Source organism: uncultured Clostridium sp. (assembly GCF_934754925.1).
In the GTDB taxonomy this organism is placed as follows: Bacteria; Bacillota; Clostridia; order Clostridiales; family Clostridiaceae; genus Clostridium.
The window spans coordinates 51,937-75,422 of the sequence record NZ_CAKVJA010000008.1; the positions used below are offsets into that span (position 1 = coordinate 51,937).

Here is a 23,486-nt window from a genome sequence, read left to right on the forward strand (position 1 = left end):
TAAACTTAGAACAATATGGAGGAGCAAATATGTTAAAAGGAACGATACATTCGATAGAAACAATGGGATTAGTAGATGGTCCTGGTATTAGAGTTGTAGTATTTATGCAAGGATGTGCACTAAGATGCCAATATTGTCATAATCCAGACACATGGAGTGATAAGGGAGAAGAAGCATTAGAATTTACTCCTGAAGAATTAGTAAATAAAATTGCTAGATTTAGAAGTTACTTTGAAAGATCTGGAGGGGGAGTTACTTTCTCAGGTGGTGACCCATTAAGACAACCAGAATTTTTAAAAGAATGCTTAAGACTTTGTAAGGAAAAGGGAATACATACTACATTAGATACATCTGGAGTAGGTTTTGGAAATTATGAAGAAATATTAAAATATACAGATTTAGTTCTTTTTGATGTTAAACATCTTACAGCAGAAGGATATAAAGAAATGACAGGAATAAAAATAGATGAAAGTTTAAAGTTCTTAGAAGCATGTAAGAAGTGTGATACAAAAATATGGATAAGACAAGTTGTGGTTCCAGGAATGACAGATAGTGAAGAGTATATAACTTCATTAGGAGAATTTATTAAATCTCTAAATAATGTTGAAAAAGTAGAATTACTTCCATATCATTTACTTGGTGTAAATAAATATGAGAATATGGGAATAAAATATAGATTAGATGGTGTTCCTGCAATGGACAAGGATCAATGTAAAGAGTTATATAAATTGCTTAATTTATAAAATAAAAATAGTAGTAAACTTTATAAATAGTTTACTACTATTTTTATTAGTTCAAATTAAAGTTGACTTGAGAAAAAACCTGGTTTTATTAATTTCTTTTTCATACCTTCAATAACTAAAAGATAAACAGCTGCAGTATCAAATCTAGCATCATGATAATTTCCACTACCTTGGAATAATTCATTAGCTTTTTTAGCAATAGCATCATCAGTAATTCCTAAATATTCAATTGTTTCAGAAAGTTTTGGGTTTTTTATTCCGTTACCATTTGGAGAAGGAATTTTACATATATTTTTATAATATGCCATAGTACAGAATGTTTTTTTAGGTTCCCAAGTTGAATCTATCATTCCAGCTTCATATAAAGAATTAACTTCATGCTTTAAAAATTTAACATCAAATTGAACATTATGCCCAATAACAAAATCGGCATCAAAAAAATCACCCATAAAATCTTGAATTTGTTCTAAAAACTCTAAACCATTAGATAATTCATAAAGTTTTTCAAGAGAGAATCCATGAACTTCTTGAGCGGCAGGATCCATTTCATCAACTGTAAAGAAGAAGTTTTTACCTATAGTTGTTTGTGGTTTTGTAGATGTATCTACAGTTATATAACTTAACTGGCATATATGACCAGGACGTACACTAGTTGTTTCAGTATCGAAAAATAATAATTTCATCTTTACCTCCAAAAATTTAATTTATTCATTTTATCATATCATAACTTATGTTAATAAACAAATTAATAATAATAAAATCACCTTTATATAGTACTAATATAAAGGTGATTTTTTTTATTTTAATATTTTAGATATAAGTTTTAATAACTCTATACAAGTTTCTTTAGTTCTATTATTTTTATCTAAATCAGGATTATATTCTACAAAATCTATAGATCTTACCAAGCTTGTACCTAAGATAGATTCAAGTAATATTTTACTTTCACCAAAAGATAGACCATCAGTAACTGGAGTTCCAGTGCCTGGAACATATTCAGGATCTAAACAATCTATATCATAAGAAAGGTGAATATTTTCTATATTCTTTTCTTTTATTATTGATAATAATTCATTCACGACCACGTCAGTTCCTTTAACATTTATATCTTCATTTGTCCAAACATTAATATTTAGCTCATCTATTAAAGCGATTTCTCCTGCGTCTAAATCACGACAAGCAAGAATGAAAACATTCTCTGGTTTTATTTTGAAATCATCAAAGAAAATTGAAGTTAACTTTTTATATCCAATTCCCATTGATGCAGCCAAAGGCATTCCGTGAATATTTCCAGATGGTGAGGTCTCTTCAGTATTTATATCACCATGAGCATCTATCCAAATTACAGCTAAATCATTTCCTAAAAATTTACTAGCACCAGCAATTGAGCCTAACGCTAATGAATGATCACCACCAACTATAAAAGGTAAAGTGTTATTTTCTAATGCGCTTAAAACTTTAACAGCTAGTCCATTATTTGCCGAAACAACTTGATCTAAATATTTTAATTTTGGGTTACTTAAAAATTTATGTTCAGCATTTGCTTTTTCAACTTCAATATCTCCTAAATCATAAACATTATGATTTTCTTCAAAAATATCTATAAGGTTGTTTTTTCTTAATTCTTCAGGTCCCTTTTCTACACCAGGTTTATCACAACCATAAAAAAGAGGCATTCCAATAATACTTATATCCATAAAAAGACCTCCATCAATTAACTAAATTTTGCACAATACTTATAATAATACTTTAAATAATATAAGTAAATATTAAATTCCTTTTTATTTAATAAAATTTGTCAAAATATATGAATACCTTATTTATATTATATCCAAGATGACAAAAAAGATGTTTTATATTAAAGGAGAAAATGTATAAAATTAAAATTATTTGTTTAATAAAATCATAAAATAAGAATAAAATAAATATATTGACATGGCAAATTTATAATAATTATATGAAATTTTAACAAATTACAAAAATATTATTAAAAATTTAAAATTTACTGTAAAATGTGGTATTATTATATTTGGTAATTTATAATTATAAAATTAAAATTACATAAACTATAATTAAAATAATAATGCATACATTTAACTTTTAATATTAAAAATTAATATTTTTGAAGGGATGGAACAGTAATGAGTGAATCAAATAGGAAAAGAAAAAAGCGTTCTAAAAAGAAAGGGTGGTCAATTAAAAAGAAAGTTATAATATCTACATTTATTATTTTTGCTTTATTAATATCTACTCTTGCAACAGGATATATGTATATTAGAAGCAAAATATATTCGGGATTAAATCCATCAGAAACTATATCTGATACTGAATATAAGGAAGTTGAAGGGATAACAAACGTTCTATTGATAGGAACTGATGCAAGAACATTGGATGAAGCGTCAAGAGCAGATTCTATTATAATTGCTACATTAGATAATAATAGAAAACAAATAAGATTAACTTCATTATTTAGGGATACTCTAGTTAATATTCCAGGTCATGGAGAAGGAAAATTAAATGCTGCATTAGCATATGGGGGACCGGAGCTTTTAATTGAAACTATAAAAGAAACTTATGGAATTAGTCTTGATAAATATGTAATTATTAATTTCTGGGGATTTGAAGCAATTATTGATCAAATGGGAGGATTAGAGCTAAATGTAGAAGAGTATATGCTTAATGAATTAAATAAGTATATTGGTGAGTCTACAGGTGGAAATGACTGCCCAGTTACAGAAGCTGGATTACAAGTTTTAAATGGAAAACAAGCTTTATCTTATGCAAGAATAAGAAAAGGTGTTGGAGATGAATATGCAAGAACTGATAGACAAAGAGAAGTTTTAATAAAGGTAGCAGAAAAGTTAAAAGAAACTAAACCAAGTAAATACTTAGGAATAATGAATAATATGTTAGAGTATATAAAAACAAATATTGAGCCAATTCAAGCGTTAAATATGGCATATACTATATATAAGTTCCCAAGTTTAGATATTGAGCAACTTCAAATACCAATTCCTGATTTAGCTTATGGTGGTTTATATAAAAACTTAGGTTGGGTATTTTTAATGGATAGGCAGCAAAATGCTAAGTTCTTAGATCAATTTATATTTGAAGGTAAGCTTCCAAATCCAGATGAATATGATTATAATTCCTTTAATGAAGCAATGTCTGAATACAAATCAGAGTCAGAAGAATATAATAATAAGCATAATATTAAACCAGAAGATTATATAGATAATAGTGAAGATATTGTTATTCCACCATCTAGTAATACAAATAGTAATAGCAATAGTAATAGTAATAGCAATAGTAATAGCAACAGCAACAGTAATAACAATAATAATAGTAATAATAGTAATAATGGTGGAACAAGTACAGAAACTCCAAGTACTCCAGAACAACCAGTAGTTCCAGAAGAGCCAACTACGCCAAGTGAACCAAGTACGCCAAGTGAACCAAGTACGCCAGAGGAGCCAAGTACGCCACAAGAACCAGTAGTTCCAGAAGAGACGATTACTCCAGAGAATCCAGCACCTTCTGGAGAGGTTTAAATAATTCAATAAGTTATTTAAGTGTAAAAATATAAAAAGCGATGAGTAAAATCATCGCTTTTATATTTAACAATATTATTAATATAAGTTTATTAAATTATTATTAATATGATAATTTATACCATAATATATGATATAATAATTAAAAGAATAATAGGGAGGAATAAAATAATGAGCTCGTTTAGAATGGAATTATTAGGAGTAATTTTGAAAATACCAGCTATATTAATAGCTTTTACTGCCCAAGGTTATGCAAAAGCTTTAGTTGCAGATAAATTAGGTGATAAAACGCCAAGATTTCAAGGTAGACTAACTTTAAACCCAGCTGCACATATAGACTTAATTGGATTTATAATGATTTTAATAGCTGGATTTGGATGGACTAAACCTTTAAACACAAATCCAAGCGCTTATAAAAGAGGATATAAAGATGCAATAAAAGTTTCTATTGCAGCACCATTAGCTAACTTATTAGTAGGTCTTTTAGGAACAATATTATATGTAGGTACATATAAATTTTTATCTAATATCTTACCAGATACAATATACTTCATATTAATTAATATGGTATTACTAATTGCAACTGTAAATGTAAGTTTATTTGTATTTAATTTATTGCCTATACCAGGATTAGCTGGATTTGAAATATTTAGAGATTTATGGCCAAAAACATTTTATAAGGTTTCAGATAAAATATATCAATATCAATTTTTAATACTTATTGCAATTATATTTATCGGTGGAACTATTTTATCAATACCAGTTAACCTTATTTTGAATGGATTTATGGCTTTCGCAAAATTAATATTTGGAATTATTTAAAAGGTGGCAATTAATTTTGCCACCTTTCTTTTTCTATAAATAAATCTCTATGATATATTTCTTTAAAAAACTCTCTACCACGCATTGCTTGATGTATTTCTACATCTAAGTTGCTAGGTGATGAGACAGTAATAATAACTTTTTCATCATCAAAATAAACTCTTAATTTTTTTACTACACCAACAAGACTTCTATCTAAACCTTCAGAAATTTTTACTAATGCACCAATTTTATTAATTATATCAATATCTAGTTTATTGATTAGATAAGAAAATTGAGCTAAAGGTAAATGATAATTATTAAATCTATGAGAAGCTGCAATAGCTGCACTCATTAGATGCTCTTTGTGTGTAAGTTCATTAATAAATGAATTTAAAATAATATAGAAGGAGTGTTTATGATGATTTTGATAATTGATACTAACTCCACAATCATGAAGCATAGTTCCTGTTTTTAATATATTTAAATACTTATCATCTAATCTATGAAGGGGTTTTAATTCTTCAAATAAAATAGATGATAAAAAGTATACTTGTTGTGCATGAGGAATATTAGCATTTAATGAGTTTAATATACCATAAATACTATAATCTAAAATGTTTTCTATTACATCATAATTTTTATAAAGATAATCGTAAAGAAGTCCTTCCCTAATTGAATTATTAGATACTTGTATGTTATCTGGCGATACTGTCTTGGTTATCTCATTGAGTATAAGTAAAGAGCTAAATATACTATCTACCATATCTAAATCAATTCCTTCAACTTTACGACGAAGCTTTAAATCCTTACATTTTATAATGTTATAAAGTTCATGAATTCCTATTTCAGATAATTCATAATTGTTAATTAATTCTAAGGGATAATGAGTTTTAAATTTATCCATTTTAACCATTGTCTTAGCAAAATCACCTACAATAACTATGGATTCAAATTTATCATTTAGCCAAGATATATTATTTAATTTACTTCTTACGAAAGAGGTGGATTCATCTAAATTTGAATTTAATATCCTATCAGCTATATTGAATGTATAAGCTAAATTTATTCCACCAAAGGGTAGTAATTCCCAATTGGCAATTTCTTTATTTTTTATAGATATTAAATTAGTTGATGTTCCTGTTATTTCAACTATAAGAGAATTGGTTATATTTAAACTTCTATTCACACTTAATGCAGTAAATTTAATTTCTTCTTCAGGTGATAAAACCTTTAAATCTAAATTAAGGTTTAATTTTATCATATCCACAATAGATTCACTATCTTTTAAATCATTAAAAAAACTAGTTGTAATAGTAAATATTTCTTTAGTACCAGAGGCTTCACAAAGAGACTTATATGTTCTTAATGTAGATAGAATATAATTAAATTTTTCGTTACATAAAATACATTTCTTAGATAATTCATAGCAAACCTTAAAAGGAGTCTTTAGTTCATCTATAATTTTAAAATATCCTACATCCTCTACTTCTGCTAGCATTAATCTTATTTTACTAGAACCTATATGAATTATACCAACTCGAATCATATAACACCATTCCTATCATTAATACTTTATATAATTATTATGATATATAAAAATGAAATAAAAATAAAGGTTTATTGACAAAAAATATTTTTCTTAGTTATAATAAATTAAATAAAACTAAATTGAAAAATTAAGTGCTATGGTAGATATATTCGTCTTTTTGTGTTTCAAAGAGGCGTTTTTTTATTATTTCAGTAAAATATAAAAATAGGAGAATAAGTTATGGATTATAAAAGGAAAGTTGCTGAAGTTATCAGAGAACAAATTGATATAAATTTACATAATATAGAGGAATTAATAGAAATTCCACCTAGCATAGAAATGGGAGATTATGCATTTCCATGTTTTCAATTGGCTAAAGTTTTTAGAAAAGATCCTAATATCATTGCTGAAGAACTAAATAAAAAGTTAAGGAAAGATGGATTTGAAAAGGTTCGAAATTTAGGACCGTATGTAAACTTTTTTATTGATAAAAGTGAATTTAAAAAAGAGATTTTAGAAAAAATATTACTAGGAGGTAATAATTATGGAAAATCTAATATTGGTAATGGTAAAACTATATGTATTGAATGCTCATCACCTAATATAGGTGATTATTTTAATGTAGGACATTTAGTTAGCGCTGTAATAGGGAATTGTCTTTATAAGTTATTTAATATAGGGGGATATAAAGTTGAATTAATCAATCATTTAGGGGATTGGGGAAGTAGATTTGACAAAATAATATATGCATATAAAAGATGGGGAAATGATAAAGCATTAGTAGAAGATGTAACAACTGAACTTTTAAGAGTATATCATAAGTTTCGTGAAGATGGTAAAAGCTATTCATTGTTAGAGAAAGAGAAAAGATTATACTTTAAAGAGTTAGAAAATAATAATGAGAACACAGAGGGATTAATGGAAAAAGTTAAAGACTTAACTCTAAGAGAATTTGAAAGAATTTATGGTATATTTAATATAAATTTTAATTCATATATAAGTAAATCTTTCTATGATGACAGAATTGATTCTTTAATTAATAAGTTAAAAGAAAAAATAATATTATTTGAAAGCAATGGTACACAAATTATAATGCTTAATGAATATAATATGCCACCATGTGTTATTTTAGAAGAGAATAATAGAGTAAAATATGAAACAATAGATTTAGTTGCTACTATTTATAAAAAAAATACTTATAATTTTGATAAATGCATATATGTTTTTGGGGCTTCAGAAACGCTATATTTTAAGAAAATATTTAAGGTTTTAGAGTTGTTAGGATACCAATGGGTAAGTGATTGTATTCATGTTAGATTTGGATTATTTAAATTTCAGGATAGAAGCTATTTTGCAAGAGTTGGTGAAGTTCATCTATTAGATGATCTAATAGATAAAGCTATAGAAAAATCTTTAGAAATTATAAATGAAAAAAATTTAAGTTTAGTAAATAAAGAAGAAGCGGCTAAGAAAATAGCTATAGGGGCATTAATATTTACTTGTTTAAATAGTCCAAGAGAGAAGGATATAGTATTTAATTTAAATGAAGCTATATCATTTGAAGGTGAAACTAGTCCATATATACAATATGTATACTTAATAGCTAAAAATATATTAAAAAATGCTAAAGAACTTGATGTAAATCCAAATTTCAGAAAGTTAAATTCTAAAGAGGAATCTGATTTAGTTAGGGTTCTTGAGGGATTTAACAAGGTAATTAGTGAGTCTACAGAAAAGTTAGAGCCATGTATAATAGCAAAATACACAATAAAGCTTGTTAATACTTTTAGTAAGTTTTATAATTCTCATCCTATATTAAGTTTGGAGGATGAGGAGTTAATGAAAGCAAGATTAATTTTAGTTGAAGCTACTTGTCAAATAATTAAGAATTCATTAGATTTAATGGGAATTGAAGTAGTGGAAAATATATAATAATTAAAATATAATATAGAAAACCTTTAGTAAAAAATAATGTTATAGTTTATTATAAGAAAATAAGAACTGCTTTTGCAGTTCTTATTTTTTATACTTGGGGCATTTTGATGAACAACCTGAACAGTTGCAGCCACCTTTTGAAGATTTTTTTATGTTTTTAAACAATATATATCCAGCAGCAATAACTAATAAAGCTGTAATTAAAATTTCCAAATAAATTCACCTTCTTTTAAATAAATAATGAACCTATATTGAATACTATGAATGAAACTATCCAAGCTAAAACTAATTGGTAAGTTACAGAGAATAAAGTTAATTTAGGACCAAATTCCTTTTTCATAGTGCCAACAACAGTAATACAAGGTGTATAAAGTAAAATAAATACTAAAAATGATAATGCTGATAGTGCAGTGAAATGAAGAGGAAGCATTGCTTGTAAGTCCCCAGCAAATATTACACTCATTGAAGAAACAACTGTTTCTTTAGCAATTAAACCTGTTAATAATGATACTGAAGATTGCCAATTACCAAAACCTAAAGGCTTAAATATTGGAGCAATAACGCCACCTATAGATGCTAGTATACTATTATTAACATCTGTCATTCCAGAAAAATTAAAGTTTGATAAGAACCATAAGATTATACTCATAGCAAAAATTAATGTACCAGCTTTTACTAAAAATCCTTTTGTCTTTTCATATAACTGATTTAAAAGATTTTTTAATGAAGGTAGTTTGTATTCAGGCAACTCTATAAGTAAAGGCTCTTCCTCATTTTTGAATATTGTATGTTTAAAGATTATACCTAGTATAAATGCTAATAATATTCCTAAGAAGTAAAGTGAAGCAACAACTAATCCAATACTATTAGGGAAAAATACAGCTGCAAATATACTGTAAACAGGTAATCTAGCATTACAACTCATTAAAGGAACTAATAAAGCTGTAAGTTTTCTATCTTTTTCACTTTCTAAAGTTCTAGCTGTCATAATTGCAGGAGCAGAACAACCAAAACCAATAATCATAGGAATGAAGGCTTTACCTGATAAGCCCATTTTTCTCATGATTTTATCCATTATAAAAGCAACTCTTGCCATATAGCCACTATCTTCTAAAATAGTTATACATGCGAAAAGTGATAGAATTATAGGTAATAATACTAATATTCCACCAACTCCGCCTATGATACCATCTATAATTAGTGATTGGAACCAAGGTGAAGTTCCATGTATTAAGTTTTCAATTATAGGCACTAATGAGTCATTTAATAAGGAATCTAATAAATCAGAAAGAGGTTGTCCTATCCAAGAAAATGTTACTTGGAATGTTAAAGCCATAATTACAAAGAAAATAGGATAAGCAAGCCATGGGTTTAGCATTATATTATCTAATTTTTCTTTTACAGTTTTTTTAGATTCATTATTTTTTTTAGTACACTGACTTAATATGTTTTCTATGTAAGTATAAGTTTCCTTTTCACAAGAAAAAATATAATCATTATTATCTATTTTATTAGAATTAATATTTTTTAAGGTGTTTTTTATATCAGATATACCTTCTTCCTTAGATGCTTGTATAGGAATAACAGTTACATTTAAAAGTTTTTCTAACTTTTTATAATCTATATCTATACCTTTCTTTTCGGCCACATCTATCATATTTATAGCTAAAATAATAGGCTTTTTAAATTGTTTTAATTGCATTGTTAAATATAAATTTCTATCTATGTTAGAAGCATCAATTATATTTAATATTAAATCTACTTGTCCATTTTCTAAAAACTCTTTTGAAACTTTTTCTTCATTTGAGAAAGTATCCATGGCATATATGCCAGGTAAATCTACTATTTTAAAGTCATCAAAGAATCCTTCTTTTTTATCTACAGTTACTCCAGCCCAGTTACCAACTCTTTGATTAGAACCAGTCAGGCTATTAAAAAGTGTAGTCTTTCCAACGTTGGGGTTACCAAGCAAAGCTACATTTTTCATTTTGTCATCCCCTTTATTTTTATAATTAAGCTGTTAAAATAATATTTTTAGCATCTTTTTTACGTATAGCTAAATCAAAACCTCTTAGGTTGACTACTAAAGGATCACCTAAAGGAGCAATTCTTTTTAATTCTATTTCAGTTCCTTCAATAAGTCCTAAGGCATAAAGTCTTTTACTAAGTTTACTATTTCCGTTTATTTCATATATCTTAGCTTTTTCTCCAACCTTTAAATCACAAATACACATTTATATCACCTCTAATTGAAAATCATTATCAGAAAATCTAACATAATATATAATATCAATAAAATATAGCTTGGTCAATATAAGAACCATATAAAAAACAAGTTTGCTATATATTTCAAAAAGTAAGAAGTATAAAAGGTATTCACTATATTAATAACATGATATAATAAAAAGATATAGATATAATAACTAAAAACAGGAGATAAATAATGTAAGAAAGAGTGATAGCGTGATTATTCGAGAAAATCTTGTTGATGTAGAAGAGTATAATCTTAAAAGAATATTAGAAGGTAAGGAGGTGCAATGTAATCCAGAAGAAATTATATTTTTTGATTTAGAGCATTATGTTTATAAAAAGCCTAAGTGTATAGGCGTATTTGGTGCTTGTATATATGATAATATTGATAAAAAGATACATGTAACTCAGTATATGATAGAAAATAAGAGTGAGGTTGTTGAAATACTTATACTTGCAAAAAAATATTTTACAAGAATGAAAAAAATGGGCAAAAAGGTTATTGTTACTTTTTCCGGAAACAATGACTTTACAGTAATAAAATATTTATTTAATAAATATAATATTTATTTTGATTTTGAAAAGGAGTTTAAATCCTTAGATATACAAAAGGAATATGAAAGAAATATGAATACATCTATAGGTCTTAAAAATTTGGAAAAGATTTTTAATATATATAGAGAAGGGGATGTTATTAGTGGGTCCAATTTGGCTAAAACATTCCATAAAGTATTAAAAGATAAAGAGTATATTGAAAGAATGCCAAAAGAAAAAATAGAAACAATACTACTATATAATGAACAAGATGTAGTAAATTTATATAAGATTTTTATTGCGTGGAAAGACTATATACAAAGTGAAGATAATGTACTAGAAGATGATATAGAAAAGTGTGATAGTGATGCAGAGAAAATAGATAGTGTTGAAGAAAAGTCTGATGTTGATGAAGATATAAAAGAAGATAAAGAAAAAATAAAATTAGCTGAAGTTGAAAATACTAAAGATTGTATTTTAGATTAAAGTTATATTAATTTAAGGAATTTATCCTTAAATGATAGATGCTCCTAACTATTTAGGAGCATCTATCATTTATAGGAGTTTTATTTAACACTAGATATGGAAATGTTTTTTCCATCGGAAATAGCAATAATCGTCCCATTAATATCTGTTCTAATTGTCCTAATATTAAAATAATCAAGGAGAGATAGAACTTCGGATGTAGGATGACCATAAGAATTATTTTTACCTACAGATATTATTGCAATAGAGGGATTTACTGAATTAAGAAAATTTGAAGAGGTAGAAGTTGAAGAACCATGGTGTCCAACTTTTAGAATATCAGAATTCAAATTAGTATTTTCAGATAAAACTAATTTTTCAGTTAATACTTCTGCATCTCCTGTAAATAAAAAGGAATTATTTAAAAAAGTAATTTTAATAATTGGAGAATAGTCATTTAAGTTATCACTAAATAAATCTTCATAGGGGGAAAATACTTCAAGTTTTACATTTTTGCCAAGATCAATTCCTTTAGCTCCTTTCTTTAAAATATTAATTTTAAGATTTTTATCTACTAAAGCACTAACCATGTTTTCAAAAGTACTAGATGAAGTCATTACTTTAGGGGAGTAAAAGCTCCCAATATTATACCTTTTTATAATGGTATCCATATTTCCAATATGATCTTCATGAGGATGTGTTGCAATAATATAATCAAATTTTTTAATATTCAATTTTTTTAAATAAGTTAATAAATTCTTTTTACTGCTAGATGGGCCAGAGTCTATAAGTAAATTTTTATTATTAACTTGAATTAAAATACAATCACCTTGCCCTACATCTATATAATGAATAAGCATTTTATTTTCATAATTAGTATTATTATTTTTTATATTAAAAAAGAAAATAAAAATAATAACCATAAAAATAGGAAGTAGTATTTTAAAAATTTTATTATTAGCAAATTTGAAATTATTCATACTTAAACTCTCCTAAATAAAATTTATATTAAAAATTATTGACAAAAATTAAATAAGTAAATCTTAAGTTTATAAATATTTAAAAGGTTAGTAAAGTGAATTAATTGGCATAATATGGTATAATTATATAAAGTATCATTGGAAGCGAGATTAAATAAAAATATTAGGAGGAGTAGGATGAAAAAGGAATTTTCAATAAGCAATGATAAAGTATTGATGAATTTTTCAACTAGGTATTGTAATAATTTTGAAAGTCTGTTAGAAAGTGAGGGATTCAGGAGAGTTTTAAGTGTTTATTTAAAGAAATCTGAAAAAAAGAGAACATTATCATATAGATATCTAGTTAACTCTCTAAATACTACTGAAATATCAAGTTTAAGAGAAGATATTACTAAGATTTTTAAATTATTAACTATAATAGATACAAAGGAAATTGTTGAATTAAATCCAAGATATAGTGATATTTTGAGTAATAAAGAAGAATTTATTAATTTAATAGAAGATTTTTACTTATTTTGGAGAAGGTTAGAGAGATACACTATTATTCAAAATGATAAAATTAGTCAAGGCTTGGCGGCTATGAATTTTACGGAAGCAAATTCAGCTTTTGAAAAACTAATTTTAAAGTTCTATAGAAAAATTGAACAAAACGTATTAGGAAGAAATCCTAAAGTATTTAGACAAATAACAGCAGGTGGAAATTGTAGTATAATGATAAATAAATTATTATGGCCAATTCCAAATGGATATGAGGTTCTGGAGGATATTAATTTTATAGATTGTATTTTATTGGAACCACCATTTATAATATATCCTAAGAAGAATACAAGAAATGGAATGTTTTCAGAGGTTCATAATAATCCTTTAAAGTACACACATATAAATAAAGAACATTGGTTCTGCTATCCAGCAAAAGTTGGAGAATTAATAGCATATATATTTTTTCATAGAGATTTTATGAATCATGGAATAACTCTATGTAATTTATTTGAAATGGCTAAGAGAGAGGAATGTAGGGGAAGACGTCCTGATATTGTTTTTGTATTTGGAATAAATGATGGAGAAGATTTAAAAACAGTTTTCTATGATGATGATGAAAATAATATAATGCTTGGATATATAAATTATTCTGAGGAAATAGATTATTTTGGATATATGAAAAAGATGATATTAACATTGCATAATTTAATAATGATAAAAAGAGGTTATTTACCTATACATGGTGCAATGGTAAATGTTCAAATGAAAAATGGAAAAGAAGCTAATGTAGTTATAATGGGTGATAGTGGTGCAGGTAAATCAGAAAGTTTGGAAGCCTTTAGAACTCTAAGCGAAGAATATATAAGTAATATGAATGTTATTTTTGATGATATGGGTACTTTTAAAGAAATTAATGGTGAAATATATGGATATGGTACAGAAATAGGTGCTTTTGTTAGATTAGATGATTTAGCTCAAGGATATGCCTTTAGAGAAATAGATAGAAGTATATTTATGAATCCAGATAAAATAAATGCAAGATTAGTAACTCCTGTAGCACCATATAGTCAGATAATAAAGGGGTATAAGGTAGATTTATTTTTATATGCTAATAATTTTACTGATATAACAGAAAATCATAAAGCTATTGAATATTTTAATAATGCTGAAGATGCAATAAAATTATTTAAGTCAGGGCCAAGAATGGCAAAGGGAACTACAACTGAAGAGGGGTTAGTTAAAAGCTACTTTGCAAATCCATTTGGACCTGCACAAAAACAAGAAGAAACTAATATATTAATAGATAGATATTTTAAAATAATGTTTGATACAAATGTAAAAGTTGGGCAAATTAAAACATGTCTTGGAGTTAAGGGAAAGGAACAAGATGGACCAAGAGAAGCTGCAATAGAATTGTTTGATATTATAAAATCACTATAAAAATAGCCTTGTACGCATGTACAAGGCTATTTTTTATTATTTTTGAAATTTGTCTCTTGCAAAAAATGATATAGAATATAATCCAGCAATACCGATAATTGCATAAATAATTCGGCTAAATGTACTCATATCACCAAAGATTGCTGCAACAAGATCAAATTGAAAAAAACCTATTAATCCCCAATTTATAGCTCCTATTATAATAAGTATAAGTGCTATAATATCAACTGCTTTCATAAAAAAACAACTCCTTTAGTTTTAATAACATAGTTATTTTTTCCAAAGGAGAAATTTATATTCATACCATCAAATTTATTTATTAAATGGAAATGTTTCTATCAATAGGCTGATTTAAAGATATAATAGTATCAGTTCTTTGAATTCCAGAAATAACATTTATTTTGTTTAATAATATATCTTGAAGATCACTTATGTTTTTACAGATAACCTTAGCAAATACAGAATAATCGCCTGTAGTTAAATGTAATTCAACAACTTCTTTAATTTTCGACATTTCTTCAAAAACCTCTGAGAATGATGATGTTTTATCAATATATATACCTACAAAACAACAAACATCATATCCAAGTTTAGGAAGATTTAAAAGAATTTTAGTTCCTTTAATTATCCCAAGCTCCTCCATTTTCTTCATACGAACATGGATAGTACCACCACTAACATGGCAAAGTCTTGCAATTTCTAAATATGGAGTTCTACAATCTTTAATTAATATATCTAAAATTTGAAGATCTAATTCATCAAGTTGATAGGCTTGGTTTAAACCCATAATAACACCCCTTTAATAAATTTATAATATCTTTTATATATTTTATCAAATTTTATATAAAAAATGAAGTGTAAAATAAAAGTTATTATGAGAAATAATCAAATAATTAATAAATTATCAATATATGGAAGTTAAAGTGGGTTGAAAATATGTTAAATAGACAGTAATATATATAGTAGAAAGATATAGGAAGGAGAGCTATTGATGGGTAATTTTTTATCAACATTGCTTTATTTCATTGTTTTATTAGCAATTGTATTTGGAATAATGTTTTTAGGAAACAAGTATGTATTTTCAAAAGTTAGAATTAATAAGTATATACCTCTTGGTATAGCTATAGCAACATTTGTTTTACAAATATTTATGCCTGTTATCATAGGAAAGAATATTTGGTGGGTATCATTTTTACTAACAATATTAACAGTAACATTCTTTTTATGGTTTATGGATATTCAAACAACAGGTGGTCCTAAAAAGAAAGAAAAGAAAATTGAAATTAGACCTAAGGCTAAGCCTAATAGAGTAAAGCATTTAAATAATGCACAAAATAATAAAAAATAAAGCGTTTAATTTTGAGTTTTCCCTTTATAGAAATAGTTTTATTTTTAAAATTAGTTTCTATAAAGGGAATATTAAAATTAAATGCTTTTTATTTTTAATAAAACAACTTTCTTCACTTAAAGTTGTATTTTTTATGTAACTTTAAGTGAAACTTTTTAAGTATAGTTATTATTTAAATGAACAATAAATATTGGAGAACTTACTGCAATTTTATTTTCATCTTGTATTACTCTAATAACATACCAAGTTTCTGATTGTAAGCTTTGATGTTCATATATATATTTAATGCTATTTAAATTAATATCTTCAATTTTTTTTATAATGATACCACCATTTGATATTATTTGAATTTCCCTTATTTTATATCTAATATCTTCAGTAAAAATTGAAAACTTTATTTTAGAAGAATAAATTGATAATGTATCACCCATAAATGTTTCATCGATAGTAAAATGTAATTTTAAAAATCGTGATTCAGTTGAGTAGGTTCTATGACTTCTAAAAGCATCAATTAATGCATTTCTAGAAAAATCATTTGCAATATATGCAGTTAAATTATCAGATTGGTCAAAATTAATTCTATGATTATCTTGACCATTAACAGCACCTAATTTCCAACCACTATCTAACAATTGATAATAGTATTTTTCATGTTTGGTATATTTACTTGCAGGATTACCATTATAAACTTCTATAGATGTAATAATTTTATTAAAAACTTCGTTATATTGAATTTTACCAATTTCTTTGTGAGGATGATTAATTATTATAAAAGCTTGATGGTTATTAAGCATCCATAAAGTTAACAATCTTAAGTCTTTTATAGTGCCAGTAAAAAAGCTATTAGGATTTATTATGTTAAAATCACCAAAAGGAACAGTTCTGCATTCAAAACCAACAATAGGTAAGAAGTCATCTTTATTTCTTCTTGTTTTATTAGCAAAATAATTTGTTGCATCCCATTTTGTTAGAGTACGATCTTTAACTGTAGTTTTATTTGGAAGAAAATCATTGTGATCAGTTACAAATAAGAAATCTAAATTGCATTTTATAGCAAATTCATATAAGTCTAATGGAGTACCTTTGCCAGTTGAATAACTAGAATGACAATGGGGAATACCATAATAATATTTTAATTTATTCTGATCAAAGATTACTTTGGGTTTATGCTTACTTTTACTCATAATTCGCCCCTTAAAATTATTCACTATTAATATATAGTATTAAAGTCATTAAAATAATGACAATAATTATAAAGGGTGATAAAATAAAGTGAAACTTTCAGGATAAATATAACCAAGAGGGAGTTAAAAATATGATTATGGGTTTTGATGGAGTTAATCCTAAGATAAGTAAAAGTGCATATATTTCAGAAAGTGTTGATATAATAGGAAACGTTGAAATTAATGAAAATGCAAATATATGGTTTGGAACTAGGCTTAGAGCTGATATGAACAAAATTATAGTTGGTGCTAATACTAATATTCAAGAAAATTCAGTGGTACATGTTGATATTAATTCTCCCTGTAATATTGGGAAAAATGTAACTATAGGTCATGGGGCTATAATTCATGGATGTGATATTTCAGATAATGTTTTAGTGGGAATGGGATCAATAATATTAAATGATGCTAAAATTGGTAAGAATACTATTATAGGAGCAGGAAGTTTAGTAACTCAAGGAAAGAGTTTTCCGGAAGGAGTTCTTATTTTAGGAAATCCAGCAAAAGTAGTTAGAAAATTAACTGATGATGAAATAAAAAGCATTAGAAAGTCATCAGATAATTACGTAAATTTAAGTAAAAGATATAAAAAGTAGGAGGACATATGTTAAGAATAGGAGAATATAATACTTTAATAGTAGATAGAGAAAAGGACTTTGGATTTTATCTAATTGATAAACAAAGTAAAGAGGATGTTTTACTTCCTAAATCATTAGCAGAAGGAATGGGAGTAGAAGTAGGTAAGGAGGTTGAAGTATTTATATACAGAGACTCAAAAGACAGACCAATAGCTACTTTTAAGAAACCATTAGCTGTAGTTGGAGACGTTGCTTATTTAAAAGTTGTACAGCAAGGTGAGTTTGGTGCATTTGTTGATTTTGGATTAGATAGAGATATATTTGTACCATTAAAAGAACAAAGATATAAATTACATACAGGGAAAAAATATTTATTTTACATATATGTAGATAAGACAGGCAGACTTGCAGCTACAACAGACGTGGAGCCATATATTGAAGTTGCTGAAGAAGGAACATTTAAAGTTGGAGATGAAGTTACTGCAATGGTATTTTCAAAGACTCCTTCAGGAACTTTAAATGTTGCAATTGATGCTAAATATAGAGGATTAGTATTACCTAATGAATATTATAATGAAGTTCATCCAGGATATGAAATGCAATTAAGAGTTAAGAGAGTTTATGAAGATGGTGTAATAGGATTAACTCCAAGAAAAACTAGATTAAGTGAAAGAGACGAACTTCAAGAGAAAATTGTAACTTATATGAGAAAAAATGGTGGATTTATGGAATTCAATGATAAATCTAACCCAGAGGATATAAAAGCTACTTTTGGAACTAGTAAGAATTATTTTAAAATGGCTTTAGGCGGACTTATGAAAGCAGGAAAGCTTACTCAAGATAAAGAAGGAAGCAGACTTATCTAGTAACAAGTTTTAAGTGGCAAGTTAAGTTTAGAGTTTATTGAGAGCACTGTGGATACAGTGCTTTTTTTCATTGATAAAAATAAATATTTTTGCTAGGCAACAATTTGGCAATAAGTAAATTATATTATGAAATAAGTAGGGTGTATTATTGAATTAGAAAGATGAATTTATATTATATTTAATTAAGAAAGTAAGGGAGAGTATATGAGAAAGATTATATATTTTTTATTAATAGTTATATTTACTTTTGTTGGGTGTATAGAAAAGGATAAGACAATAGTAGTAGATGATAATGTGTTAATGGAAGAAATTAGGAATTCTAAAAAAATAACAAGTGAAGAGATAGAGATAGAAGTAGAAGAAGGCTTTAAATTCGAACCACGTTTTTTTTATGAAGATAGGATTTATGGTGTTTTACAATCTAAGGATATAGATACTGAAGAAAACTATAGTGTATATTACTCAAAAGAAGAGGGTTTGGTTAAAGTAAGGGAAATAGAAATGTGGGAGGCTTATAGCAATAGTGGAGAGAAAAATAGAAGAACTTTAACTAGAAATATTAAAGATTCTGGTTCATCATATATTATTAAAGATAGTGTAACTGAAGAGGTAAAGGAACTTCCAAAAGTAGAAATTGAGTTTTTAAGTAATCCAGAAGAAGTTAGAGTAACAGCAGATAAGGATGATTCTATTGGAGACGGGTATTATGCAGAGTATATTGATAGAAAATATTATGGTAATGAAAAAGCATGGAAAAGTGATCAATATTATTCGGTTGTAGGAAGTGATAATTATTTTTATAGAGTAGTAGCAAATTTTATTTATGATGAGAATGATGAAAATTTAGAGTTTTCTTATAGAAATTTATATGGAAAGTTTGATACAAGTAATTTTAAAAGTTATGCTACAGCAATGGTTTTATATGACTATGAAGAAGATAAAGCAATAACAGTAGAGGATAATTATAGCGGGAAATTTCCTTTGATTACAAAAGTAATGTATTCAAAAAATAATAATAAGTTTTATGCTTTTGGCGGAGAAAAGGAAAATGAAATTTATGAAATAGAAATACATGATGATAAATATAGTATAAATCATTTATATACAATTGATTTAGGAGAAAGAATGACTGAAACTTGGTTTAGTAAAGTACTAGGTAATAGTATTATATTAGGTACATTTATTACTGAAGAAATAGATACTAGTGAAATAGAGGATAAAAATAATTATTCAGTAGAGGTTATTCAGAAGGAAAAGAATACTATATTATTTGATATAGAAAGCAAAGAGATTAATGTTTTTAATGAAGATGAAGAGTTTAATTATATATCAAATACTAATTCAAATAAGTATTTAATACTTAAACAATGTAATGATAAAGGCATTATAACTAAGGTGCTTTTAGGAAAAATAAAAGATAATAAAATAGAATACGTATATGAATTTAAAAATTATCCGTGGATTGTTGTATTTGATGATGAAGAAAAAAGAATGCTTACTCAATATTTTGATGATAATGGGAAAGTGAAGCATGAATTATTTTATTTAGATATTGAATGATAAATTTATATGATAAAATTATTTTAAGAGAATAATTTTCGTTAGAGTGGGGGACTTAATTGGTTATATGGAGAAAAAGAGAATATTAGTAGTTGAAGATGAAATTTCAATAAATGATATATTAACATTCGCATTAAGAAAAGAAGGATATGAGGTCAGAGGGGTATATAAAGGACAAGATGCAATAAACATTATTGAAACATTTAAGCCAGATTTAGTTCTTTTAGATATTATGCTTCCAGATAAAGATGGATTTCAAGTATGTAGGGAAATTTGTGATAAAGCATTTGTAATAATGTTAACAGCGAGAAATGATGTTATAGATAAAATTCTTGGTATTGAGATAGGAGCGGATGATTATATTACAAAGCCTTTTGAAATTAGAGAAGTAACAGCAAGAATAAAAAGCATCTTTAGAAGAGTTAGCAAAAATAATAGTATTATGTCTAATATTACCCAGGAAATGTTAGATAAAGGATTATATATAAATTTAAATGATAGAAAAGTATATAAAGATGGAATTGAAATTGAATTAAAAAAGAAGGAGTTCGACTTACTAAGTTTTTTATATAGAAATAAAAATATAGTATTTTCAAGAGAAGAATTATTGGACAAGGTATGGGGAGATGAATATGATGGTGATTTAAGAACTGTTGATGTTCATATTAGAAGGGTAAGAGCTAAACTTGGTGAGGAGAAAAGCAGCACAGTACTAGAAACCGTATTTGGTGTTGGTTATGTAATGAGGTAATAAAATGCTTAATACTATTAGAGGAAAAGTTACATTATGGTCAATTCTTATAGTTGGAATATTAAATATTTTTCTTAGTATTTATATTTATATTATAATAAACAATAACTTAGAAAAATCTATACAGTCTAATATGGAAACTATAAGGTTTATGGCAAGAAACTTTTTTATGCTTCAAGGTGATACTAGTGGAAGTGAATTAGAGCTAGAAGAGGGAGCAAAGAATATTGTTGATGGATTATATAATATGTTTGGTGAATATATTGCAATAGCTTTAGATGATAGTAAAATTATAAAAAGCAGAGGAAATTTAATAAATGAAAAAAAGGTAAATTCAATTTTAGAGGAAAGTCAAAATAAAAAATCTTTGCTTATGATTACAAAGATAGATAAATCTTATATTGCTACTTATAATTATCCAATATATATTGAAGAAAGTTATTATGGAAATATTATAGTTCAAAAGGATTATTTTAATGAATATAGTGAAAATATAAAAATATTAATAACTATTTTTGTTGGACAATTTGCTATTTTAATAATGCTTATAATTGCAATATGGGTTATTGTTAAAAAGTTTACTAATCCCTTAAATAAATTATCAGATGCAATTGAAACATTTGGAAAGGGAGAAGAGATAGAAGACTTTAAAATAGAAGGAAAAGATGAAGTTTCAATTTTAGCAACTAATTTTAATTTCATGAAAAATGAAATTAAGAATCAGATGGAAATTATAATAGAAGAAAGAAATAAAAGTAGAGAGTTCTTTAATAATGCTACTCATGAGCTTAAAACACCAATAACAGCTATAAGCGGTTATGCACAATTATTATATGGTGAAAATATTTTAGAAATGGATGAGGAATTTAGAAATAGAGCATTAGAAAGAATGCTTAAAGAAAGCAATAAATTAAATTCATTGGTGAAAAATATTCTTGAAATTTCTAGAGGAGAAGTAAAGAAAAGCTTAATTAAAGAAGAATTTGATTTAGCAGAGATAAGTAGTAAAAAAATAAGAGATATTAATGTTAGATTACTTAAGTCTAATATTAAGGTGAAAGATAATATACAAAGTGCAAAAGTAAAATGTAATAAAGAAGAAATTAATACTATATTAATTAATCTTTTAGATAATGCAATTAAATATAATGCTGGAGAATATATAAATATAGATGTATATTGTGAGGAAAATAGAAGTATTTTTAAAATTACAAATGAAATTTATAATATACCAGAAAAAATAAGGGGAAGCCTATTAGAGCCATTTGTTAAACATAGTGATGATAGTATATTAGAAAAAGAAGGTATAACTAGTTCGGGATTAGGACTTTATATATGCAATAAATTAGCAGAGGAGAATAGTTCTAAAATAGAATATAGGATAGAAGAAAATATTATAGAATTTAAGCTAATAATTCCTAAAATCAATTAAATTGGTTTTAGGAATTATTTTTATGTGCAATATATATAGAAAAAATGTTAAGATATAATCGTGAGGTAAAAATTTACAGAAAATTAACTTAAAATAAATATAAATATAATAATATATAAGTAGATTTATATTTGGAGGGCTTAATGAAAAATAAGTATATGATAGTAATATCTTTTGATGCAGTTTCTTGTGAAGATTTAGAAGTGTTAAGAAAACTGCCTAATTTCTCAAAAATTATAAAAGAAGGCGCATTAATTAAAAATGTTGATAGTATTTATCCTTCTTTAACATATCCTGCGCATGCAACTATAGTAACAGGAAGATATCCTAAAAATCATGGAATTATAAATAATACGGTTATAGATTTTAAACATGATAATCCTAATTGGTACTGGTATAGTAAGTCAATTAAGGGAGATACAATTTACGATTTAGCAGAAAAACAGGGATTGAAAACCTGTTCCATTTTATGGCCTGTAAGTGGAGGAAGTAAAATTACTTATAATATGCCAGAGATTTGTTGTACTAGGAATTATGATAATCAAATTATAAAGTCAGCAATGGCAGGAAGTTTAATTTATCAATTTAAGATGAATAAAAGATTTGGATATTTAAGAAATGGTATTCAGCAACCTTATTTAGATAATTTTGCAGTTGAGGTAGCAAAAAAAAACAATTAGAGAGAAAAAGCCTAATTTATTATTGTTACACTTAGTAGATGTAGATAGTCAAAAACATAACTATGGAACTAAAAGTAGTAAGGTTATTAAAGCATTAGAAAGACATGATAAAAGATTAGGTGAAATAATAGAAGTATTAAAATTTGCAGGAATTTATAATGATTCAACAATAATAGCATTAGGGGATCATTCGCAATTAGATGTTAAAAAGGCTGTTAAATTGAACTCAATATTATATAAAAATAATATTATAAAGCTTAAAAATAATAAAATAAAAAGTTATATGGCGATAGCAAAAAGCTGTGATGGAAGTTCATATATTTATTTGAAAGATAAAA

Annotated in this window: 24 protein-coding genes; 14 read left to right on the plus strand and 10 right to left on the minus strand. The window is 26.1% G+C overall.

The window, feature by feature from the left end; genetic code table 11:
• Positions 1–29: 29 nt before the first annotated feature.
• Positions 30–743, plus strand: a complete 714-nt coding sequence (gene pflA / locus Q0G30_RS04835; RefSeq protein WP_294387257.1) for a pyruvate formate-lyase-activating protein — start codon at positions 30–32, stop codon at positions 741–743.
• A gap of 56 nt (positions 744–799) precedes the next feature.
• Here pflA and Q0G30_RS04840 read toward each other — a convergent pair whose 3' ends face one another.
• Together Q0G30_RS04840 and rocF are read right to left on the minus strand one after the other, a co-directional pair.
• The gene (locus Q0G30_RS04840) at positions 800–1,426 is read right to left on the minus strand and encodes a 3'-5' exonuclease (RefSeq protein ID WP_294387260.1); all 627 of its coding nucleotides are present in this window, start codon (positions 1,424–1,426) and stop codon (positions 800–802) included.
• Positions 1,427–1,540: 114 nt separating this feature from the next.
• Positions 1,541–2,440: an arginase gene (rocF, locus tag Q0G30_RS04845; RefSeq protein ID WP_294387263.1), complete on the minus strand. Its 900-nt coding sequence runs from the start codon at positions 2,438–2,440 to the stop codon at positions 1,541–1,543.
• Positions 2,441–2,884: 444 nt separating this feature from the next.
• Here rocF and Q0G30_RS04850 point away from each other — a divergent pair, with 444 nt between their 5' ends.
• Together Q0G30_RS04850 and Q0G30_RS04855 are read left to right on the plus strand one after the other, a co-directional pair.
• A complete protein-coding gene (locus tag Q0G30_RS04850) occupies positions 2,885–4,294 on the plus strand; it encodes an LCP family protein (protein ID WP_294387266.1) in 1,410 nt (469 codons plus the stop codon).
• A 171-nt stretch (positions 4,295–4,465) separates the two neighbouring features.
• Positions 4,466–5,116, plus strand: a complete 651-nt coding sequence (locus tag Q0G30_RS04855) for a site-2 protease family protein (protein WP_294387269.1) — start codon at positions 4,466–4,468, stop codon at positions 5,114–5,116.
• Between the two features lie 10 nt (positions 5,117–5,126).
• Here Q0G30_RS04855 and Q0G30_RS04860 read toward each other — a convergent pair whose 3' ends face one another.
• Positions 5,127–6,644 (minus strand): Ppx/GppA family phosphatase, encoded by a 1,518-nt coding sequence (locus Q0G30_RS04860; RefSeq protein WP_294387272.1) that lies wholly within the window; start codon positions 6,642–6,644, stop codon positions 5,127–5,129.
• A gap of 222 nt (positions 6,645–6,866) precedes the next feature.
• Between Q0G30_RS04860 and argS the strand changes: the two genes are divergently transcribed.
• Positions 6,867–8,558: an arginine--tRNA ligase gene (gene argS / locus Q0G30_RS04865; RefSeq protein WP_294387275.1), complete on the plus strand. Its 1,692-nt coding sequence runs from the start codon at positions 6,867–6,869 to the stop codon at positions 8,556–8,558.
• Positions 8,559–8,642: 84 nt separating this feature from the next.
• On the opposite strand, the gene Q0G30_RS04870 is transcribed toward argS, so the two are convergent.
• The 3 genes from Q0G30_RS04870 to Q0G30_RS04880 are packed head-to-tail and all read right to left on the minus strand — an operon-like array spanning position 8,643 to position 10,795.
• Positions 8,643–8,774 carry a FeoB-associated Cys-rich membrane protein gene (locus Q0G30_RS04870; protein ID WP_294387278.1) on the minus strand — a complete coding sequence of 44 codons (132 nt, stop codon included), beginning with the start codon at positions 8,772–8,774 and terminating at the stop codon, positions 8,643–8,645.
• Positions 8,775–8,790: 16 nt separating this feature from the next.
• A complete protein-coding gene (gene feoB, locus Q0G30_RS04875) occupies positions 8,791–10,548 on the minus strand; it encodes a ferrous iron transport protein B (protein ID WP_294387281.1) in 1,758 nt (585 codons plus the stop codon).
• A gap of 25 nt (positions 10,549–10,573) precedes the next feature.
• Entirely contained in the window at positions 10,574–10,795 is a 222-nt protein-coding gene (locus tag Q0G30_RS04880) for a ferrous iron transport protein A (protein WP_195467058.1), read from the minus strand.
• 229 nt (positions 10,796–11,024) lie between these two features.
• Here Q0G30_RS04880 and Q0G30_RS04885 point away from each other — a divergent pair, with 229 nt between their 5' ends.
• On the plus strand, positions 11,025–11,831 hold the full coding sequence (locus tag Q0G30_RS04885) for a ribonuclease H-like domain-containing protein (protein WP_294387284.1): 807 nt from the start codon (positions 11,025–11,027) through the stop codon (positions 11,829–11,831).
• An 80-nt stretch (positions 11,832–11,911) separates the two neighbouring features.
• On the opposite strand, the gene Q0G30_RS04890 is transcribed toward Q0G30_RS04885, so the two are convergent.
• Entirely contained in the window at positions 11,912–12,790 is an 879-nt protein-coding gene (locus Q0G30_RS04890; protein WP_294133606.1) for a ComEC/Rec2 family competence protein, read from the minus strand.
• Positions 12,791–12,967: 177 nt separating this feature from the next.
• Between Q0G30_RS04890 and Q0G30_RS04895 the strand changes: the two genes are divergently transcribed.
• A complete protein-coding gene (locus tag Q0G30_RS04895; protein ID WP_294387286.1) occupies positions 12,968–14,710 on the plus strand; it encodes a phosphoenolpyruvate carboxykinase in 1,743 nt (580 codons plus the stop codon).
• Positions 14,711–14,746: 36 nt separating this feature from the next.
• On the opposite strand, the gene Q0G30_RS04900 is transcribed toward Q0G30_RS04895, so the two are convergent.
• Both Q0G30_RS04900 and Q0G30_RS04905 read right to left on the minus strand, forming a co-directional pair.
• Positions 14,747–14,947, minus strand: coding sequence for a DUF378 domain-containing protein (locus Q0G30_RS04900; RefSeq protein ID WP_294133615.1), 201 nt, complete (start codon positions 14,945–14,947; stop codon positions 14,747–14,749).
• Positions 14,948–15,029: 82 nt separating this feature from the next.
• Positions 15,030–15,497 carry an Lrp/AsnC ligand binding domain-containing protein gene (locus Q0G30_RS04905; protein WP_133014714.1) on the minus strand — a complete coding sequence of 156 codons (468 nt, stop codon included), beginning with the start codon at positions 15,495–15,497 and terminating at the stop codon, positions 15,030–15,032.
• Between the two features lie 204 nt (positions 15,498–15,701).
• Between Q0G30_RS04905 and Q0G30_RS04910 the strand changes: the two genes are divergently transcribed.
• A complete protein-coding gene (locus tag Q0G30_RS04910) occupies positions 15,702–16,058 on the plus strand; it encodes a hypothetical protein (protein WP_294133618.1) in 357 nt (118 codons plus the stop codon).
• A gap of 155 nt (positions 16,059–16,213) precedes the next feature.
• On the opposite strand, the gene Q0G30_RS04915 is transcribed toward Q0G30_RS04910, so the two are convergent.
• Entirely contained in the window at positions 16,214–17,242 is a 1,029-nt protein-coding gene (locus tag Q0G30_RS04915) for a CehA/McbA family metallohydrolase (RefSeq protein WP_294387289.1), read from the minus strand.
• 131 nt (positions 17,243–17,373) lie between these two features.
• Between Q0G30_RS04915 and Q0G30_RS04920 the strand changes: the two genes are divergently transcribed.
• The 7 genes from Q0G30_RS04920 to Q0G30_RS04950 all read left to right on the plus strand — a co-directional run.
• Positions 17,374–17,877 (plus strand): gamma carbonic anhydrase family protein, encoded by a 504-nt coding sequence (locus Q0G30_RS04920; RefSeq protein ID WP_294133625.1) that lies wholly within the window; start codon positions 17,374–17,376, stop codon positions 17,875–17,877.
• A gap of 8 nt (positions 17,878–17,885) precedes the next feature.
• Positions 17,886–18,725, plus strand: coding sequence for a S1-like domain-containing RNA-binding protein (locus Q0G30_RS04925; protein ID WP_294387292.1), 840 nt, complete (start codon positions 17,886–17,888; stop codon positions 18,723–18,725).
• Positions 18,726–18,929: 204 nt separating this feature from the next.
• Positions 18,930–20,285, plus strand: a complete 1,356-nt coding sequence (locus Q0G30_RS04930; protein WP_294387294.1) for a hypothetical protein — start codon at positions 18,930–18,932, stop codon at positions 20,283–20,285.
• A gap of 67 nt (positions 20,286–20,352) precedes the next feature.
• Positions 20,353–21,036 (plus strand): response regulator transcription factor, encoded by a 684-nt coding sequence (locus Q0G30_RS04935; protein ID WP_221700086.1) that lies wholly within the window; start codon positions 20,353–20,355, stop codon positions 21,034–21,036.
• Between the two features lie 4 nt (positions 21,037–21,040).
• Positions 21,041–22,468, plus strand: coding sequence for a HAMP domain-containing sensor histidine kinase (locus Q0G30_RS04940; RefSeq protein WP_294387296.1), 1,428 nt, complete (start codon positions 21,041–21,043; stop codon positions 22,466–22,468).
• 143 nt (positions 22,469–22,611) lie between these two features.
• Entirely contained in the window at positions 22,612–23,148 is a 537-nt protein-coding gene (locus Q0G30_RS04945; protein WP_294387297.1) for an ectonucleotide pyrophosphatase/phosphodiesterase, read from the plus strand.
• A 22-nt stretch (positions 23,149–23,170) separates the two neighbouring features.
• A partial coding sequence (locus tag Q0G30_RS04950; protein WP_294387299.1) for an alkaline phosphatase family protein occupies positions 23,171–23,486 on the plus strand: 316 nt, incomplete at its 3' end.